Raw genomic sequence first — 18,677 nt, 5'->3', positions numbered from 1 at the left:
ACAGGACGCCGTCAGCCCATCGGTATCGGGCCTGCCTGCGCGGCAGCACCGGGCGCAGGGTCCGGAAGCAGCCTGGGCCGTTTGCCATCGGCACCGCAGGCGTGGCAGAACTTGGCAAACGCGCTCTTGCGCGCGGTGCACTGCAGGCAATGGTCGAACAAGCCGATACCGCAGTGCGGGCAGAAGTCTATCTCCGGATTTTTCAGGTCCACCGCCCGCTCACAACCGGGGCACACCCCCTTGGACAGCCGGGTGAGTGCGGTGTCATAGCTCAGCTCCTCACGGCGCTGCGCATCAGGCAGCTGCTCGGCGAGTTTCTGCTTTTCCAGATAGCGGTTCAGCGAAACAATCGCCTGCCGCCCGACGAGCACCGTGATGAGGATGCCGACGATGTAGCGCACATACCCGCCGTAACTGGGCAGGTAGGGCACGAGTTCGACAAAAAAGGCGAACAACGCAAAAAAGATGAAGCCCCAGACAAAGGGCCAGTAAGTGCTTTTGCGCTTTTTGGCAAACAGCCAGCCGGCCGCGACCAACAGCGGCAGGGTCAGGGCCAGCCGGTACAGAAATACGCGCAGCTCCTGGGCACGCCCCGCGCTTTGCCACTTGTCCTGCGCCGCGCGCTCCAGCTCGTCGATGCGTTCACGCGTGCGCGTGGCACCCTGGCTGGCGTCCAGTGCCTTCTGCTGCTCGGCCTCCAACGTGGCCAGCGCCTGCCGCTCGGCCGCCTTCAGGCCATCGAGCGCGCGTGTCCGTTCGATCAGCTCCGGGTCCTGTTCGGCCCGCTCGGTCGCACGCCGTGTTGCCAGCCAGTTGTTGAAGGTCTCGCTGGCTGAACGCGAATTGGCCTGCGCCACGCGCAGCTTGAGCCGGGCCTGCTCCAGCGCTTCCTGCGCCTGCCGACCCTGGCGTTCCGCCGTCTTGAGGTTCTCGCGCGCCTGCGTGGCGGCGGGCTGCTCGATGAAATCGTCCAGGGACAGGGTTTTCTCGACCTGCGGCAGGTCGCCCACGACCGTGCTGCCCAGGCCGATGAGGAAGGCGGCAAAGACAAAGGCCACCAGCCAGAGGCCGCGTTGAAACCATTTTTCGGACAGGCGTAATGCTTTGCTCACGGGGACTCCATTTCAGAAAGTGACGGGGGTTGCGGCAGTCGGACGAGGGCGGGCCAGTGGCCTCAGGCTTTTTGCAGCGCCAGCACCCGGGCGCGCAGGATGTCGGGCTGCACCTGGGCGGCCGTCATGGCCGGCCCGGCGTTCAGTCCCACCCGGCTCAGCAGGCCGCGCCGGAATGGCCGCACCATGGCACCACCTTGCTCGATGCGGCTGAAGAATGAACCCCAGAGATTGGTCAACGCCATGGGCACCACCGGCACGCTCAGGCCATCACGTTCGGCGTTCTCCAGGATCTTCATGATGCCGCCCTTGAAGGGCTGGAGCTCGCCGTCCTGGGTGATGCCGCCTTCCGGAAAGATGGCCAGCAGGTCGCCATTGCGGAGCACCCTGGCGGCCGCTTCAAAAGCCGCTTCATATGCCGCCGGATCTTCGGCGCGTGGGGCAATCGGGATCGCCCTGGCGAGCCGGAACAGCCAGCCGAGCACCGGCATTCTGAAAATCCGGTGGTCCATCACGAAATAAATCGGACGCGGACTGGCCGCCATGAGCAGGAGGGGGTCGATAAAACTCACGTGGTTGCAGGCCAGCACGGCCGCCCCTTGCGCCGGAATGTTCTCGTCCCCCTGGACCCTGAAGCGGTAAATGCAGCGCGAGGCGATCAGCGCGATGAAACGCAGCAGGTACTCCGGCACCAGCATGAAGATGTAAAACGCCACCACCGCATTGGCCAGACCGACGAACAGAAAGACCTGCGGAATGCTGAAGTCGGCCTTGAGCAGGGCGCCCGCCAGGATGGCGCTGACGATCATGAACAGCGCGTTGAGAATGTTGTTGGAAGCAATGATGCGGGCGCGGTGGGTGGGCTGGCTGCGCAGCTGGATCAGCGCATACATGGGCACGCTGTACAGGCCGGCAAACAGGCTCAGCAGCGCCAGGTCGGCCATCACGCGCCAGTGGGCGGGCTGCGCCACAAAACTGGCCAGGTTCATGACGGGCGACGGCGGCAGTCCACGCGAGGAGAAATACAGGTCGATCGCAAACACGCTCATGCCGATGGCGCCCAGCGGTACCAGGCCGATCTCGACATGGCGCCGGCTCAACACCTCGCACAGCAGCGAACCCGTCGCAATGCCGATCGAAAAAACCACCAGCAGCAGCGAGGCCACCTGCTCGTTGCCGTGCATCACCTCCTTGGCAAAACTGGGAAACTGGCTCAGGAAGACCGCACCGAAAAACCACATCCAGCTGATGCCCAGCATGGAGCGGAACACCACGATGTTGCCGTAGGCGAGCCGCAGGTTGTGCCAGGTCTCCGTGAACGGGTTCCAGTTGATCTTCAGGCCGGGGTCAGTGGCCGGAGCAGACGGAATGAATTGCGCCACCACCCGCCCCGCCACGGCCAGCAACACGCAGGACAGCGCCACATACAGCGGACCGACCCCCGGCACGGCCACCATCAGCCCGCCAACGATGTTGCCCAGCAGGATCGCCACGAAGGTGCCCATCTCGACCATGCCATTGCCGCCGGTCAGCTCACGCTCGTTCAGGGCCTGCGGCAGGTAGGCGAACTTGACCGGGCCAAACAGCGTGGAATGCAATCCCATCAAAAAGGTGCAGGCCAGCAGCAGCGGCACCTGCAGGTTCACGTCGCTGCTGAGAAAGCCGGCGGCCGCCACGGCCATGATCACGATTTCCAGGTTCTTCACGAAGCGGATCACGCGCGTCTTTTCATATTTGTCGGTGAGCTGCCCGCTGGTGGCCGAAAACAGCAGAAAAGGCAGGATGAACAGCGCACCTATCACCAGCCCCGCCAGCGCGGGCGGCAACCAGCTCACGCTGAGCTGGTAGGTCACCATCACGGTGAAGGCGAACTTGAACAGGTTGTCGTTGGCAGCACCCGAGAACTGCGTCCAGAAGAAGGGGGCGAAGCGGCGCTGCCTCAGAAGGGCGAACTGGTTCGGATGCCCGTGCGGCGACGACGGGGGTACCTGAACTACGGTTTCGGCACGCATGATGGACTTCTCCTGTTTTCAGCTGGTTTGCGACCCGCGCCTGGTGGCCCGTCTGCGCCCGCAAGGGTGAAGCGGATTCTGCCCTGCTTTTCATGACAGTCCCGCGGCATTGCTGGCCCGGGCCGCCGACAGTCAATGCGCGGGCTGTGGCCGGCGAAGGTTGATCGGCTAGCCGGCCGGTGCTGTAAACACCGTCAGCACGCCGGTATAGCCGTAGAGGTTGTGGCGTGCGATTTCGCCGCCGGCAAAAAACCCGACGAGCGGCACGTCGCCGAGGGCACGCCGCACAATCTGCAGCTCCGCACTGGGCGCGCCGAAGTGCGGGCCGCCGCGCCCGGCGCAGCTGATGTAGATCGCGCCGGCGATGCGCCGGGCCGGGTGCGGGGCCGACTCGGCCTCGGACGCACTCAGCGCACTGGCGACTTCCAGCGTCAACTCTTCCGGCTCCAGCTCCTCGCGGATTTCGGCGCAGACGCGCACCAGGTCGGCGCGCGCCGCCTCGGCATTGCGTTCGCAAAAAGCCAGCCTCATGCCCGGGCTGGGCACCTCGGCAATGGCCACGCCCTGGCGCGCCGGGTCCAGGCCGATGATGTGGCGCACCAGCACATCGGCCCCGAACTGGCCCGGACGCCGGATCCGGCCATCCTGCAGGGCGGCGTCAGCGCTGCTCAGCCCGACCAGCGTGGTCCGTACTTTTTCGAGCGCCTCGCGCGGCGCATCGAGCGACACGCCGAGGTCGGCCAGCATCACGTCAAGCGCGCTCTGGCCATCCAGTTCAGTCACCACGTTGGCGTCGCAGGCGGTGATCTCGTGCTCCCGTGAAACCGGCTGGCAGCCTTGCGTCACGCGCGACATCAGGCCGGCGCCCTGGGCAAAGGCCACGCCGCTCAGGCCGCCGCTGAACACCCCGCCGGCGGCGCCCTGCCCCTTCACATTGCCGCTGCCGCTGAGCGCGAACTGCACCGCCTTGCTGCGGCTCGATGCCAGCCCACCAAATACATACCCGCTGCTGGTGCGCTCGGCCATCTCGGCGATCAGCTCGGCCACGTCGGGGGTGCCGGCGTCGGCATGCACCAGCGCGGTGTGCGCCTGGAAATGACTGGCGCCGGGCGGCGGCAGCGGCGACACGCCGGAAAACACGCGGTACTGGTCCGACGGCAGCTCGCACAGCATCACTGCCAGCGCGGGCTCGTCGAAATATTCGACATTGTTCGACGCGATGCCGATGCCGACCGTGCCTGCCCAGTCGGTAATTTCAGGCAGCTCGGCGCCGAGGAAATCCAGGATGTCCTGCGCCTGCGCGGTGTAGTGGTCGGTGATGTAAAGCAGGCCCAGGCCGGGCGAACTGGCATAACCGTGCAGGGCCATCTGCGCGCGCAACTGGGCCAGCACCAGGCCGGCGGCCATGCGCCATTGCGGGTGGGTGGCGTGGCCGTAGGGGAAAAGTTTCATGGTGTTGTCAGGGTAGGTTGGCGCTGACACACTGCCTCACCACTTGGGCAGCAATCGCTCTCCGGGAAGCACATCGTACGGCGAGGCCCAGCCGGGCAGCGCCCGCAGGCGCGCAAGCCACGCCTCGATGTGGGGGTATCGCCCGGCGACCTCGTAACCGCTTTCCTCCACTGGATAAAACAGGTATCCGCACAGCGAGAAATCGGCGATGGTGGCTGCCCCGCCGACCATCCACTCGCGTGTCGCCAGGTGTTTGTCCACGATGGCAAATGCGGCGTCCATGCGCCCGCGCAGCCAGGCCATCACGGCCGGGTCGGGCGCGGCGGGGCCGAAGGCCTTCATGAAGCGGTAGGTGGCAAAGTAACTGGTGAACTTGTGGTTGTCGAAAAACAGCCAGCGCAGCACCTCCAGCCTGTCGTCGTCCGTGGCCCCTTCGTACGCGCCGTGTTTTTTCGCGAGGTAGCCCAGGATGACGCCCGACTGCGTGAGGCGGCGCGTGCCGTCTTCCAGCACCGGCGCCTCGCCCATCTCGTTGGTCTGCTCGCGCCAGGGGCCGGTGCGCGTGACGCCTTTCATGAAGTCCACAAAGACGGGCTCCCAGGGCTGGCCCAGGGCGCGCAGCAGAAAGGCCACCTTGAAGGTGTTGCCCGACTGGCAGAAACCATGAAGACGGTACATGTGGACACTTGCTTTCAGGTGAAGGCCAGACGGCCGCCGGCGCGGCAGGGTATCAACGCGTGGTCTTGCGCGCTGTCTTGCGCACCGGCGCCTTGGCTTTCGGCTTCGGTTTGGCCCGCGCCGCCGTTTTGGTGGCCTCCGGTGTAGGCCAGGCCTGGCTGCTGCGCAGGGCGCTGTCCATCGCCGAGCGGGCGCCCCGGGCCACGGTTTTTCCGGCGGAACTGGCCATACCCTTGGCGATGTCCGTGGCCATGCCGGTGGCGGTTTTCATCGCATCCTTGGCCAGACCGGTGGCCATGTTTTTGGTCGTGCTCATGGCGGTTTTCTTGGCGGCGTCCTGCATGGCCGTGGTGGCAATGTTCTGGAACTGCTGCGTCAGCGCGCCCCACCACTGCATCGGATCGACCACGCCGGGCGCAGGCTCGGCGGCCTTTTCAGCCTTGGGCTTCGTGGTTTTGGCCTTCGCGGTCGTCTCACTGTTCTCGTTCTGGTAACTGGTGGGCGGAACCTCCAGCCCCGAAAACGTCTTGGCCTTGTCGGCCACTTTCTGCACACCGCCCGCCACCGTATCGGCGACCTTGAGCTTGAACGCGTTGGCGACGTCGCCCATGTTGAAATTCATGCCCTTGAGCGTGGCCAGCGTCATCTTCTGGACTTCCAGGGCCTGGATGGTGGCCTTGAGCGCCATGGCGTTCTGGTCCAGCCAGAACTGGACGGCCTTGAGCTCCTCGATGCGTTTGTCGAGCTCCTCGACATTGAGCGTCGGTGCGACCCAGTTGCCCAGGTTGGGCAGCTGGGGAATGCTCTGCGACGCGCTGCCGGCGGCCTGTTTGGCAAGGTTCTGCAGGAAATCAAAGCCCGGGACCAATTTGCCGAACCCGGCAAAGGAAGAGTTGTCTGCGTCGCTCATGTTGTCTCCTGGTGTTGTACGGCGTGGCCTCCGGTCTGGAGGGCGCCAGGGTGGTTTGTTTCATTGTGCAGGGTCGTGGCGGCGCGTCAACCCGTTTTTTTGCGCCAACCGGGCGCAGCACATCCGCCCAGGCCATTCACCCGCCGCTTCGCCTCCATCTGCGGATTTTCAAGGAAAATCAGCCACCAGCCCTTGACTGTCATGCGCCCCCAGCTATTGATTCAATAGCAAATCAGGCTTTGGGAGCGTAGGAAGGCGGACGGCGCTCGCGCAGGCTGGCCACACCTTCGCGCACGTCGGGGCCGGCAAACCCCATGAACTCCAGCGCCAGCGAGGCGTCGAAGGCCGGCCCGGCCTGGCGCAGCCAGTTGTTGAGCGCGTATTTGGTCCAGCTGATGGCGGTTTTGGAGCCGGCGGCCAGCCGGTCGGCCACCTCGTAGGCCTTCGGCAGCAGTTGATCCTCATCGACCGCCAGCGACACCAGGCCGATGCGTTCGGCCTCTTCGCCGCTGATCGGCTCGCACAGCATCAGGTAGTACTTGGCCTTGGCCATGCCGCACAGCAGCGGCCAGATGATGGCGGCATGGTCGCCGGCAGCCACCCCCAGGCGCGTGTGACCGTCCACGATCTTGGCGCTTTTGGCGGCAATCGAGATGTCGGCCAACAGCCCCGCCACCAGCCCGGCGCCCACCGCCGGCCCATGCAGGGCGCTGACAATCGGCTTGTCGCAGTTGATCACGTTGTAGACCAGGTCGCGCGCTTCCTTCCAGACACGCGTGCGCGTTTCAAAATCCTCGGCCATGTCCTGCACCAGCGCGAGATCGCCACCGCCGGAAAAACCCAGGCCTTCGCCGCGCAATACGGCGCAGCGCACCGAGTCGTCGCTGCCCACGTCGCGCCAGATCTGCGCGAGTTCCCGGTGACCGGCGTGCCCCGCCGTCGGCAGTTTGCCGTTGAGAGCTTTCATCTGGATGTCCAGCACGGCGCCGCCGACACCGCGGCGCGTGATGTGAAGGGTCTGGTAGGCGCTGTAGTCCATCGTCTGGGCAGTCATGGGGTCTCCATCAGGTGGCAAAGGAATACCCGAATTGTGCCCTGCACAGATCAGGGGCCACCCGCTTGACCTTCATCAACCGGGGCCATGACGCCATGGCGCATGATGAAGGCGAACACAAGAAGGAACGAAGAAGGAACGATCCATGGACAAACAACACAGCGTGCCCTACCAACAGCAATTGCTGGCCATGCGCACCGCCCTGCTCGCGCAGATCTCGGCGCAGCGCGGCGGCACCGTCAGCCGCGCTGACGCCGCGGCCGACCATTTCGGCCAGCCTGAGGACTCGCGTGCCCAGGTGGCCACCGAACGCGAACTCGAGTTCGCCCTGGGCGAGCGCGAAACCGCCGAACTCGCCGCGATCGACGCGGCACTGGCCCGCATCGAAGCCGGGACCTACGGCTTGTGCACCGACTGCGGCGTCACCATTCCAGCCGCCAGGCTGCAGGCCAGTCCCGAAGCATGGCGCTGCATCGCCTGCCAGGAAAAAGCCGAACAAACACGCCCCGCCTGACCCCCTTTTTCTTTTCCCCTTCTTCTTTTTCTACAAAGGATTTCATGAGCACTTTTCACGCCGTTGTCTGGATCGACCAGTCCGAAGCCCATGTGGTGATGTTTGACCGCGAACACATGGAAGCCCAGCGCATCAAGTCGCGCACGCACCACAAGCACCAGGGCAAGGTTGACGACAGCGCCGCTTTTTTTGCCGGCGTGGCCCGGGCACTGAATGGCACGCATGAAGTGCTGCTCACCGGCCCCGGCCTGGTGCGCAACCAGTTCCGCGACTGGTGCAGCAGCCACCTGCCGGCCGTGGCCGACAGCGTGGTGGACTCGGTGGTCACCGACCATCCGAGCGACGCCCAGCTGGTCGCGCTGGCCCGCCAGTACTTCAAGAAGTTCGACAACATGGCGGCCGATCCTTCGACCGTCTGAACGCCGGATTTTTTTGCCGGGACAGCAACCGGCCACCTACAGGCTGCTATCCTTGACCGGATGCGCAGCCTGTTTCATTTCGCCTTCAACGTCACCGATCTCGACGAGGCCCGCCGTTTCTATGGCGGCGTGCTCGGCTGCGCGGAAGGCCGCAGCACCGAGACCTGGGTCGATTTCGATTTCATGGGCCACCAGCTCTCGCTGCACCTGGGCCCGCCTTTCAAGACCGAACGCACCGGCCATGTCGGCGACACGCTGGTGCCCATGCCGCATTTCGGGCTGGTCCTGGCGCTGCCCGACTGGCAGGCCATGGCCGCGCGCCTGCAGGCCGCGGGCACCGACTTCCTGTTTGCGCCGCAAGTGCGTTTTGAAGGCCAGCCGGGCGAGCAGTGGACCATGTTTTTCTGCGACCCGTTTGGCAACCCGCTGGAGATCAAGGGTTTCCGCGACCTGGACGCGATTTACGCGTCATGAGGATGGGCCGGTGAGCACGCCAGCGCGCAGCGAGCTAGCGCAGGAGCTCGTCAGTTACGCAAGGGCCGCGGGGCCGGCTTTGCCGGGCCGCAGGCGCAGCGCCCCTCTTCCCGTGCAAGGGGCAGCGAGCTGCCGCAGGCTCGCAGTGAGTGAGCGTGGGGGCTGACATGAATTACACCTTCGCCTCGGCCACCATCCTGCTGTTGCTGATCACCGATCCGCTCGGCAACATCCCGATTTTTGCCAATGCGCTGCGCCACGTCGCGCCCGAGCGGCGCGCCTTCGTGATCCTGCGCGAGGTGTTGATCGCCTTTTTGCTGCTGCTGGGCTTCATGTTTGTCGGCGACCGCTTCCTGCGCGTGATGAACCTCAGCGAGTTGTCGCTGCAGATCGCCGGTGCGGTCATCCTGTTTCTGATCGCCTTGCGCATGATTTTTCCGGGCGGCCATCCCGTGGCGGAGCCGCTGCAGGGCGAGCCCCTGATCGTGCCGCTGGCCATCCCGGCGCTGGCCGGGCCTTCGGCGCTGGCCACGGTGCTGCTGCTGGTGTCGCAGGCACCGGCCCGGCGCATGGAGTGGGTGGCGGCGCTGTGCGTCACCATGGCGGTGTGCGCCGTGGTGCTGGTGCTGGCCGAACGCATCCAGCGCGTGCTGGGGGACAGGCTGGCGATGGCGTTTGAACGCCTGATGGGCCTGATCCTGGTGGCGATTTCGGTCGAGATGCTGCTGCGCGGCATCCAGCTGTTCATCACCCAGACGCGCGCCGCAGGCTGAAGGTGAAGGGCGCGTCGCGCACGCCCTTTCCTCTTTCCTTTATTTGACCGGTGCGGCCGGAACGATCTTCTGCTCGATCGCGCCAAAAATCAGTTCGCCGTCCTTGCCCTTCATCTCGATGCGGATGGTGTCGCCGTATTTCATGAAGTCCGTCGAGGGCTTGCCGTCCTGAATCGTTTCGATCGCGCGTTTTTCGGCGATGCAGCTGTAACCCTTGGGCCAGTCGGTCTTGCCCTTGACCTCGATGCCCTTGTTGCTGACGGTGCCGGAACCAATGACGGAGCCGGCGCGCACGTTGCGGGTCTTGCAGATGTGGGCGATCAGCTGGCCGAAGTGGAAGGTCATCTCCGGCCCGGCGTCACACATGCCGACCTTGCGGCCGTTCCAGGTGCTTTGCAGGGTCAGGTTCAGGCGGCCGTGCTCCCAGGCGTCGCCGAGTTCGTCCAGCGTCACCGCCACCGGGCTGAAGGCCGTGGCCGGCTTGCTCTGGAAAAAGCCGAAACCCTTGGCGAGCTCGTTGGGGATCAGGTTGCGCAGGCTCACGTCGTTGGCCAGCATCACCAGGCGTATGCCTTCGAGCGCCTGCTCGGGCGTGCTGGTCATGGGCACGTCGCCGGTGATGACCGCGACTTCGGCCTCGAAGTCGATGCCGTAGTCCTCGCTGGGGCAAACCACGTCGTCGCAGGGGCCGATGAAGTCGTCGCTGCCGCCCTGGTACATCAGCGGGTCCTTGTAGAAACTGTCGGGCACCTCGGAGTCGCGCGCCTTGCGCACCAGCTCCACATGGTTGATGTAGGCGGAGCCGTCGGCCCACTGGTAGGCGCGCGGCAGCGGCGCCATGCAGCGCGCCGGCTCGAACGGGAACGCATGGCGCGCCTTGCCGTTGTTCAGCGTCTCGTACAGGTCCTGCAATTGCGGGGCGAGGAAGTTCCAGTCGTCGAGCACCTGCTGCAATTTGGTGGCAATGCCCGTCGCATAATGGGCCGTCGACAGGTCGCGCGAGACAACCACGAGCTGGCCGTCACGTGAACCGTCTTTGTAGGTAGCAAGTTTCATCAATTTCCTCTGTTCTGGGGGGCGGCTGGGTCAGCCTGATCAAACACACGGCAGACCCACGGCAATACAGTTACGATAAGTGAAATCAGTTTACCTAAATGTAATTTTAATTTTAATCGAATTCCATGAAAGAGCGTAAACACCTTCTGGCGGACGACGACCTGCCCGCACTGCCCGCGCAACGTGCGGGCATCCAGTCGGTGGAAGTGGGTTTCAGCCTGTTGCAGGTGCTCAGCGCCTCGCCGGGCGCGCTGATGTTGCGCGACCTGGCCGCCGCCGCCGGCATGAGTGCCGCCAAGGCGCACCGCTACCTGGTGAGTTTCCAGCGACTGGAGCTGGTGACCCAGGACCCGGGCACCACGCGTTACGACCTCGGCCCGGCGGCGCTCAAGCTGGGCCTGGCCTCGCTGTCGCGGCTGGACAGCGTCAAGCTTGCGCGCCAGCGCCTGGGACCGCTGATGGAGCAGATCGGCCAGACCCTGGCGCTGGCGGTGTGGGGCAACCAAGGGCCGACCATCGTGCACTGGGAGGAGTCGCCGCAGGCGGTGACCGTCAATTTGCGCCTCGGTGATGTCATGCCGCTGCTGTCCTCGGCCACCGGCCTGTGTTTCTCCGCCTTCATGGCGCAGCCCGCCGGCAGCCGCGGCGAAAAAACCCCGCCCACCCGGCCGCCCGCGCAGGATCGCCTGACGCCGCTGCTCCGGGACGAACTCGCGCGCATGCACAAGCTCGCCCGCAAGGACGTCCCCAAGACCATGGCCGAGGTCACGGCGCTGCTGGAAGAAGTGCGCCGGCGCGGCCTGGCCCGCGTGGTGGACACCCTGCTGCCCGGCGTGGCCGGCTTCTGCGCGCCGGTGTTCGACGCCGACGGCCACCTGGTGCTGGGCATGGTGGCAATGGGCTCGCTGGCCAACTTCGACCCGGACTGGGACGGCGCCGTGGCCCGACCGCTGGCGGCGGCCGCGCGGCAACTTTCTGCCGATCTGGGATTCACAGGGGCATGAACACCCCGACCGCCCGGCAGGCCCCAGCGCTGCCGGCGCGACCCCTGATCGCCCTGACCTCGCTGGTGGTACTGGCCCATGTCCTGCTGCTGCAGGCGGCGCCGCTGGCATGGGGGCCGGTGCCCGACCCGCAGGCGGCAGTGCCACGCCCCTTCATCACGCGAACGCTGGAGATCAGGCCCGAACCGGTCGTGGCCAGTGCGCCCGCAGTCACGCCGGTGCGTCCGCGTCCGGTCCGGCGCCGCGCCCCTGTTTCACAGGAAAATCGGGCGCCAGCCCCCGACTTGCAAGCGCCATCAGCTATCGAATCCATAGCGCCGCCAGTCAGCGACAGCACGACCCCGCCGGCCGCAATCACCACGACCACCACCGAACCGGTCGCACCCACCCCCGTGGAGGTGGCGCCTTCCCTGTCAGGAGCCAGCACGGCCCTGTCCATCCCCGGCTCGGTGCGCCTCAAATACGCGATGACGGGGCGATCAAAAAACATGGACTACAGCGCCTTTGCCCAGCTCGACTGGCTGCAGGACGGCCAGACCTATGACGCCAGGATGGTGGTCAGCGCCCTGTTTCTGGGATCGCGCAGCATGACCAGCAGCGGCCGCATCACCGCCGACGGCCTGGCGCCGACGCGTTTTCTGGACAAGTCGCGCAGCGAACGCGCGGCGCATTTCGAGGAAGACAAGGGCAAGATCAGCTTCAGTGCCAACACGCCCGACGCCCCCTGGCTGCGCGGCGCGCAGGACCGCCTGAGTGTTTTCCTGCAACTGGGCAGCCTGCTGGCCGGCGCCCCGGCCAGCTACCCGGTCGGCAGCAGTGTGTCTCTGTACACCGCCGGCCCGCGCGAGGTCGACACCTGGACCTTCACCGTCGAATCCGAGGAAACCCTCACGCTGCCCGCTGGCGAAGCCGCCACGCTCAAGCTCACGCGCAAGCCGCTGCGCGACTACGACCAGACCGTTGAAATCTGGTTCGCCCCCTCCATGGACTACCTGCCGGTGCGCAGCCGCATCACCCAGCAAAACGGCGACTTCATCGACCAGCAACTGCGCGTGGTCGAGAGACCCTGACATCCGCAGGCGCCGCCGCTGTTCTTTCCTTCACGATGTGATTTTTTTGGCATTTCCGGGCCTTTCAGGGATTAACCCTGTGGCTCTTGAACTCCGCCCGGCCGTTGATATATGTACACGAGAAGGAAACCACACCATGCAAATGCTCTACGACTCCGAATCCTTTGCGGTGGTACAGATTCACGCCAACGCCCCGGAGGAGTCTGCGCCCGCCCCGGCCGTGCCCCAGCTGGCCCGCAACGGCTTTGAAATTGTCGACAAACGCTCCGGCAAGGAGGTCTATCTGGACGGCTCCTGGGCCGAACTGTTCCAGCAGCGCCTGAACGTCTGGCAGAAAAACACGCCAACGCAGGAAGAAGTCGAGGACATGCTCGAAAGTTATGCCGAACTGGCGCACACGCCGGTGGGGCTGCACTGACGACTGCAGCGCAGCTGACGGCCCCAGCGCGGGTCCCCGACGATTCCTGAAGGTCATTGACGGCCTTAAGACAGGGTTAAGGAAGGCCATGTAACATTTGTTTACATCGGCCATCCGCCGAAGCGATGGCAACGGGTGCCTCCGCCATCACCTTGCCCCAGGACCTGACCATGACTCTTTCTTTTTCCCGACTGCTTGCCGGTTGCCTTGTGCTGTGCACACCTTGGGCGCTGGCCGCTGACGGCGTGTCACCACGCCAGATCCTGATTGGGCAGAACATCACGCTGCAGGGCGGAAAAAACGACTACGGCAAGGCGGTGCAGGACGGTATCCAGACCTATCTGCAGGCCGTCAACGCCCGCGGTGGCGTTAACGGACGGCAGGTCGTCCTCCAGACACTGGACGATGACAACCAGTCCACCAAAGCCGAAGCCAATGCCCGGCAGCTTGTGGGGCAGGACAAGGTGTTCATCCTGTTCGGCTCGATCGAAGGCGGTCCGTCCACCGCCGTGATGAAAGCCGCGGTGGACCTGAACGTGCCCTTCTTTGGCCCCATCGCCGGGTCTCCCACCTTGCGCCGCCCGCATCAGCCGCTGGTTTTTCCGGTGCGCACCGAGCATCGGGAAGAGTTCCGCGCACTGCTCGACTACGCGAAGAAAACCGGGACCACGCGTGTGGCCTTTGTCCGTTCCGACTCCGAGACCGGCCTGCAACACCTGGAGAACGTCAGGCTGCTGTGCCGGGACTTGGGCATGGAGCTGGTGGCGGACCTGCCCTTCAAATCCGATGTGAGCGATGTGCAGATGGGTCAGATGGCCCAGCGCATTGCCGCGACCAACGCCCAGGTGGTCATCAACCATGGCGGCGCCGGCGTGTATGAACGGCTGATTCGCCAGGCTCGCAAGCAGGGCGTGCGTGCCACTTTCAGCGGCGTGAATTCAGGCTCGACGCAACTCGCCAAAAACCTGGGTGAACTCGCGCACGGCATGGTGTTTTCCCAGGTGGTACCCAGCCCGTGGGAGCGCAAGACAGGCATCACGCGCGAGTACCAGGAAGAATTCGCACGCCTGAAACCCGGCCAGGAGTTCTCCTACGGCAGCCTGGAAGGCTACCTTACGGCCAAGGCCTTGGTCGCCGCCCTGCGGCTGGCCGGCAACGATCCGACACGCGACAGCTTTGTGCGCGGCCTGCACAACGCCGGCAGCATTGACCTGAACGGCCTGCGGGCCAGCTACCTGCCGGGTTCGCACACCGGCTTGACGCTGGTGGATCTGGCCATCGTCACACGCGACGGCAAATTCCGGCATTGACGGCGCGGGCTCAGTCCGCAGGGTAGAACCAGCGATACAGCGGTGCCACCAGAATGAGCACCGCCACGAGCCGGCACACCTGAAACGCGGTGACCACCGGCACACCGAGTTGCAGCACCTTGGCGGTGATCGCCATCTCGGCGATGCCGCCCGGAGAAGTGCCCAGAATCAGCGTGGCCAGCGGCAGGCCGGTGGCCCATGCCAGCAGCGCGGCGAAACCGCTGCAGAGGACCAGCATGACCAGGGTGCCCAACACCACCGAAGCCATCCAGCGCGGCGCGGCGTGCAGAAAGGTCGGTGAAAACCGCACGCCCAGCCCCACGGCAATCAGCAGTTGCGCGGTATTGGTCAGCCAGGGCGGAATGCCCGACAGGTGCAGGCTGGCCATGGTCAGGCCCATGGTCACCAGCAGCGGACCCATGAACCACGGGTTGGCCCGGCCCAGGCGCAGCATCAGCCAGGCACCGGCGGCGGTGGCCCCGGCCAGCGCGGCCAGGCCCGGCCCGTTCAGCGCGCGCAGCACCGGCGGGTTCAGGTCCAGGCCATGCAGCCCGCTGAACTGCATCGCAAAAGGAATCGTCACCGTGACCAGCAGCAGCCGCAGGCTGTGCGAGGCCGCCACCAGGTCGGTGCGCGCATGGGCGCGTTCGGCCAGCAGGGTCATCTCGGAAGCACCGCCTATGGCACCCGCAAAATAACTGGTGGCGCGCATCGCCGGCGCCGGCACGCCGGGCATGCGCGGTGCGTTGACACGATGCAGCCAGCCGCCAAAGGCCAGGCCCAGCCCCAGCGCCCAGACAATCGCCAGCGCAATGGCCCACCACAGGCTGCCCACCAGCGCGGTCACCTGCGGCGTGAAGTAAAGGCCCAGCGCCGTGCCGATGACCCACTGCCCGGTGTTGTTCAGCGGCCGCCAGCTGGCGGTCGGCAGGGCAGCGATCGAGGCGCAGGCCGTGGCCAGCAGCGGACCGATCATCCACGGCAGAGGGGTGCCGATCCAGACGCAGAGCCACGCGCCGGCCAGCGCCAGCAGCAGGGTGAACACAACATGAAACGGCTTGAGACGCATCCGGGACAAGAAAGGGTGAGGGGCAAGAAGTGCGGGGGCTTGGGCCGGCAGGCCGCCGCCGGTTTTCAGATGGGGCTAGTATCGCCGTGACCATCATCATGAACACCACCCTCCCCACCTTCCTGAAACCACGCCGGCGCCTTGCCGCCCTGGTCCCGCTGCTGCTCGTGCTCCTGGCCGCCTGTGCCAGGGTGCCCGAGCCGCGGCTGTTTCCGCATGCGCCCAATGACATCACGGCTCGCACCGAGGCCCTGCTGCCTGCCGACGTCATCCTGCTCGGCGAACAGCATGATGCGGCCGAACACCAGGACATCCAGCGTCAGGTCATCGAGTACCTGGCGGTGCGCGGCCGGCTGGCCGCCGTGGCGCTGGAGATGGCCGAGGCTGGCACCAGCACCGCGGCCCTGAAATCGAACAGCACCCAGCTACAGGTGCAGGCCGCCCTGGGCTGGAACAACAAGGGCTGGCCCTGGGCGGCCTATGGCCCGGCCGTGATGGCGGCCGTCAAGGCCGGCGTGCCGGTGCTGGGCGCCAACCTGCCGGCGGCGCAGATGCGCGAAGCCATGGCCGACGGCCGGCTGGACCAGCCCCTGCCCGGCCCCGCACTCAAGGCCCAGCAGCAGCTGATACGCCTCGGCCACTGCGGCTTGTTGCCGGAAGACCGCATCTCCCCGATGACACGCATCCAGATCGCGCGCGACATCCGCATGGCGCGCACGCTGCAGCAGGCGGCCTTGCCCGGAAAAACCGTGGTGTTGCTGGCCGGCAGCGGCCATGTCAACCGCACGCTGGGCGTGCCCCAGCACCTGCCGCCCGGCCTCACCGTCAGGGCCGTGCAGCTGCGCGCCGGCCCGGCCGCCAGTGCGCCGGATGTACGCCAGGAGGCCGAAGATAGGGCTGCGTTTGACGCTGTCTGGGCGACCCCGGCCGTGCCAGAGCAGGACTATTGCGCAAGTTTGAAGGAAAAGCCCGCGGCGAAGTAGCCCGGGCCCCTACCGCGACTTCAGGCGTTCTTCTTGATGGAATCCGCCACCACACTGACGATGCGCTCGATGTGCTCTTTTTCCACGATGTAGGGCGGGCAGATCACGATGTTGTCGGCCGCCGGTCGCACCAGCACGCCGTGTTTGAAGCAGTCCATGAAGATGTCGTAAGCGCGTTTGCCCGGTGACCCGGCGATGGATGCCAGTTCCACCGCACCCGCCAGGCCCAGGCTGCGGATGCCGACCACATTGGGCAGGCCCTTGAAGCCGCTGTGCATGGCATCACCGAGCACGGTGCCCATCTGCCCGGCGCGCTCAAACAGCTTTTCTTCCTTGAACAGGCCCAGCGTGGCAATCGCCGCGGCGCAGGCCACCGGGTGGCCCGAGTAGGTGTAGCCGTGGAAAAACTCCACCGCATGCGCCGGGCTGTCGGCATTGGCCTCCATCATGGTGTTGTAGATGCGGTCGGAGCAGATCACGCCGCCCAGCGGGATCACGCCGTTGGTCACGCACTTGGCGAAGTTCAGCATGTCGGGCACCACGCCGTAATAGTCGGCGCCGAAATTCGTGCCCATGCGGCCGAAGCCGGTGATGACTTCGTCAAAAATCAGCAGGATGCCGTGTTTGTCGCAGATCTCGCGCAGGCGCTTGAGGTAACCCTTGGGCGGCAGGTACCAGCCGGCGCTGCCGGCCACCGGCTCGACAATCACGGCCGCGATGTTGCTGGCGTCGTGCAACGGCAAAATGCGCTGCTCCAGCTCGAGCAGGATGTCCTCTTCCCAGACCGGCTCGGCGCCATGGATGTAGGCGTGTTTGACCGGGTCGTGGATGAAACGCATGTGGTCCACCCGGGGCAGCAAGGCCGAGCCGTAGACCTTGCGGTTGGCCGGAATGCCGCCCACACTCATGCCGCCGAACCCGACGCCGTGGTACCCCTTTTCGCGGCCGATGAAAACATTGCGGTGGCCCTCACCGCGCGCGCGGTGGTAGGCCAGCGCCACCTTCAGCGAGGTGTCGGCCGCTTCCGAGCCGGAATTGCAGAACAGCACCTGGTTCAGGTCACCCGGCGCCATGCCGGCAATCAGGTCGGCGGCCTTGAAGGCCTGGTCGTTGCTGGCCTGGAAGGCGGTGGCGTAGTCCAGCGTGTCGAGCTGCTTCTTGATGGCTTCGTTGATCGGCTTGCGGTTGTGGCCCGCGCCCACACACCACAGGCTGGAAATGCCGTCGAGCACCTGCTTGCCGTCGTGCGTCGTGAAAAACATGCCGTCGGCTTTCACAAAAACCCGCGGGTCCTTCTTGAAGCTGCGGTTCGGTGTGAAAGGCAACCACTGGTGGTCCATGTTGAAGTCTTGATAGGCCATGGCGAAATCTCCTGCTTAAAAATAGGGCAGCCGGGTTTTGGCGGTGAGTGATGCATTCTGGCACTCCCAGCGACAATGTGCTTTCCGGCAAGCACCTGGCGGCCGGCCACCTGCGACAATTCATCCCCCATGAGCCCTACTTATATCCTCACCCTGTCCTGCCCCGACCGCCCGGGCATTGTTCATGCGGTTTCCGGCTTTTTGTTCGAACGCGGCGGCAACATCCTGGAGGCGGCGCAGTTCAGCGACGACAAGCGCGACGACCCGGCGGCCGACGCGACCGGCCTGTTTTTCATGCGTGTCAGCTTCACCTGCGACCAGCTCCCCTTTGAAGAACTCAGGGAACAGGTCGGCGTGCTGGGGGTGTTGTTCGACATGCGCTGGGGTCTGCACCAGACCACCGAACCGATGCGTACCGTGCTCATGGTCAGCAAGGAAGGCCATTGCCTGAACGACCTGCTGTTTCGCTGGAAGTCGGGCCTGCTGCCGCTGGACATCCGCGCCATCGTCTCCAACCACCGTGATTTTTACCAGCTGGCAGCCAGCTACAACGTGCCTTTCCACCACATTCCGGTCACCGCAGCGACCAAGGAAAAAGCCGAAAAGAAGCAGTACGACATCATCGAGGCCGAAGGCGCCGAACTGGTGGTGCTGGCGCGTTACATGCAAATCCTGAGCAACGACCTGTGCAAAAAGCTGGCCGGCCGGGCCATCAACATCCACCACTCGTTTCTGCCCAGCTTCAAGGGCGCCAAACCTTATTACCAGGCCCACGCCCGCGGCGTGAAGCTGATAGGCGCCACCGCGCACTACGTCACGGCCGACCTCGACGAAGGCCCGATCATCGAGCAGGACGTGGCCCGGGCCGACCACAGCAAAACCGTGGAAGCCCTGACCGCCATGGGGCGCGACACCGAAAGCCAGGTGCTGGCCCGCGCAGTGCTCTGGCACAGCGAACACCGGGTGCTGCTCAATGGCCACAAGACGGTGATCTTCAAGTGACCAGGC

General features: G+C 65.3%; 19 protein-coding genes. 10 read left to right on the top strand and 9 right to left on the bottom strand.

Going from position 1 to position 18,677, the window contains the following annotated elements:
- Window positions 1–11: 11 nt before the first annotated feature.
- The 6 genes from AAG813_RS08360 to AAG813_RS08335 form a co-directional block, all read right to left on the bottom strand.
- Window positions 12–1,112 (bottom strand): serine endopeptidase, encoded by a 1,101-nt coding sequence (locus tag AAG813_RS08360; protein ID WP_341913809.1) that lies wholly within the window; start codon window positions 1,110–1,112, stop codon window positions 12–14.
- A gap of 62 nt (window positions 1,113–1,174) precedes the next feature.
- Window positions 1,175–3,124 (bottom strand): MFS transporter, encoded by a 1,950-nt coding sequence (locus AAG813_RS08355; RefSeq protein ID WP_341913807.1) that lies wholly within the window; start codon window positions 3,122–3,124, stop codon window positions 1,175–1,177.
- 168 nt (window positions 3,125–3,292) lie between these two features.
- Window positions 3,293–4,576: an FIST N-terminal domain-containing protein gene (locus AAG813_RS08350; RefSeq protein ID WP_341913805.1), complete on the bottom strand. Its 1,284-nt coding sequence runs from the start codon at window positions 4,574–4,576 to the stop codon at window positions 3,293–3,295.
- A 36-nt stretch (window positions 4,577–4,612) separates the two neighbouring features.
- Window positions 4,613–5,254: a glutathione S-transferase gene (locus AAG813_RS08345; protein WP_341913803.1), complete on the bottom strand. Its 642-nt coding sequence runs from the start codon at window positions 5,252–5,254 to the stop codon at window positions 4,613–4,615.
- A gap of 52 nt (window positions 5,255–5,306) precedes the next feature.
- The gene (locus AAG813_RS08340; protein WP_341913801.1) at window positions 5,307–6,164 is read right to left on the bottom strand and encodes a PhaM family polyhydroxyalkanoate granule multifunctional regulatory protein; all 858 of its coding nucleotides are present in this window, start codon (window positions 6,162–6,164) and stop codon (window positions 5,307–5,309) included.
- Between the two features lie 232 nt (window positions 6,165–6,396).
- Window positions 6,397–7,203, bottom strand: a complete 807-nt coding sequence (locus tag AAG813_RS08335; RefSeq protein ID WP_341913891.1) for an enoyl-CoA hydratase/isomerase family protein — start codon at window positions 7,201–7,203, stop codon at window positions 6,397–6,399.
- A gap of 160 nt (window positions 7,204–7,363) precedes the next feature.
- Between AAG813_RS08335 and AAG813_RS08330 the strand changes: the two genes are divergently transcribed.
- From AAG813_RS08330 to AAG813_RS08315, 4 genes are all read left to right on the top strand, one after another.
- Window positions 7,364–7,732: a TraR/DksA family transcriptional regulator gene (locus tag AAG813_RS08330; protein ID WP_341913799.1), complete on the top strand. Its 369-nt coding sequence runs from the start codon at window positions 7,364–7,366 to the stop codon at window positions 7,730–7,732.
- A 44-nt stretch (window positions 7,733–7,776) separates the two neighbouring features.
- Window positions 7,777–8,151, top strand: a complete 375-nt coding sequence (locus tag AAG813_RS08325) for a hypothetical protein (protein ID WP_341913796.1) — start codon at window positions 7,777–7,779, stop codon at window positions 8,149–8,151.
- Between the two features lie 60 nt (window positions 8,152–8,211).
- Complete coding sequence (locus AAG813_RS08320) at window positions 8,212–8,625, top strand: VOC family protein (RefSeq protein WP_341913794.1); 414 nt, start codon at window positions 8,212–8,214, stop codon at window positions 8,623–8,625.
- A 167-nt stretch (window positions 8,626–8,792) separates the two neighbouring features.
- The gene (locus tag AAG813_RS08315) at window positions 8,793–9,398 is read left to right on the top strand and encodes a MarC family protein (RefSeq protein ID WP_341913793.1); all 606 of its coding nucleotides are present in this window, start codon (window positions 8,793–8,795) and stop codon (window positions 9,396–9,398) included.
- 39 nt (window positions 9,399–9,437) lie between these two features.
- Here the strand turns inward: AAG813_RS08315 and AAG813_RS08310 are convergent, their stop codons facing one another.
- Window positions 9,438–10,454, bottom strand: coding sequence for a fumarylacetoacetate hydrolase family protein (locus AAG813_RS08310; protein WP_341913791.1), 1,017 nt, complete (start codon window positions 10,452–10,454; stop codon window positions 9,438–9,440).
- A 170-nt stretch (window positions 10,455–10,624) separates the two neighbouring features.
- Here AAG813_RS08310 and AAG813_RS08305 point away from each other — a divergent pair, with 170 nt between their 5' ends.
- The 4 genes from AAG813_RS08305 (at window position 10,625) to AAG813_RS08290 (ending at window position 14,256) form a co-directional block, all read left to right on the top strand.
- Window positions 10,625–11,458 carry an IclR family transcriptional regulator gene (locus AAG813_RS08305; protein WP_341913889.1) on the top strand — a complete coding sequence of 278 codons (834 nt, stop codon included), beginning with the start codon at window positions 10,625–10,627 and terminating at the stop codon, window positions 11,456–11,458.
- Window positions 11,455–12,528 carry a DUF3108 domain-containing protein gene (locus AAG813_RS08300; RefSeq protein WP_341913789.1) on the top strand — a complete coding sequence of 358 codons (1,074 nt, stop codon included), beginning with the start codon at window positions 11,455–11,457 and terminating at the stop codon, window positions 12,526–12,528. The genes AAG813_RS08305 and AAG813_RS08300 overlap by 4 nt, the downstream gene beginning before the upstream one ends.
- A 136-nt stretch (window positions 12,529–12,664) precedes the next feature.
- Complete coding sequence (locus AAG813_RS08295; RefSeq protein ID WP_341913787.1) at window positions 12,665–12,946, top strand: DUF3567 domain-containing protein; 282 nt, start codon at window positions 12,665–12,667, stop codon at window positions 12,944–12,946.
- A gap of 170 nt (window positions 12,947–13,116) precedes the next feature.
- Complete coding sequence (locus AAG813_RS08290) at window positions 13,117–14,256, top strand: ABC transporter substrate-binding protein (RefSeq protein WP_341913786.1); 1,140 nt, start codon at window positions 13,117–13,119, stop codon at window positions 14,254–14,256.
- A gap of 10 nt (window positions 14,257–14,266) precedes the next feature.
- Here the strand turns inward: AAG813_RS08290 and AAG813_RS08285 are convergent, their stop codons facing one another.
- The gene (locus AAG813_RS08285) at window positions 14,267–15,325 is read right to left on the bottom strand and encodes an AbrB family transcriptional regulator (RefSeq protein WP_341913784.1); all 1,059 of its coding nucleotides are present in this window, start codon (window positions 15,323–15,325) and stop codon (window positions 14,267–14,269) included.
- 98 nt (window positions 15,326–15,423) lie between these two features.
- On the opposite strand from AAG813_RS08285, the gene AAG813_RS08280 reads away from it, so the two are divergent.
- On the top strand, window positions 15,424–16,308 hold the full coding sequence (locus tag AAG813_RS08280) for a ChaN family lipoprotein (protein ID WP_341913781.1): 885 nt from the start codon (window positions 15,424–15,426) through the stop codon (window positions 16,306–16,308).
- Between the two features lie 20 nt (window positions 16,309–16,328).
- Here the strand turns inward: AAG813_RS08280 and AAG813_RS08275 are convergent, their stop codons facing one another.
- Entirely contained in the window at window positions 16,329–17,669 is a 1,341-nt protein-coding gene (locus AAG813_RS08275; protein WP_341913779.1) for an aminotransferase class III-fold pyridoxal phosphate-dependent enzyme, read from the bottom strand.
- Between the two features lie 129 nt (window positions 17,670–17,798).
- Between AAG813_RS08275 and purU the strand changes: the two genes are divergently transcribed.
- On the top strand, window positions 17,799–18,671 hold the full coding sequence (gene purU / locus AAG813_RS08270; RefSeq protein WP_341913777.1) for a formyltetrahydrofolate deformylase: 873 nt from the start codon (window positions 17,799–17,801) through the stop codon (window positions 18,669–18,671).
- Window positions 18,672–18,677 lie beyond the last annotated feature (6 nt).

It is taken from the genome of Polaromonas sp. YR568 (assembly GCF_943371715.1).
In the GTDB taxonomy this organism is placed as follows: Bacteria; Pseudomonadota; Gammaproteobacteria; order Burkholderiales; family Burkholderiaceae_C; genus Polaromonas.
The sequence above is the reverse complement of the archived record's forward strand: the minus strand, read 5'-3'. Positions and strand labels throughout refer to the sequence as shown.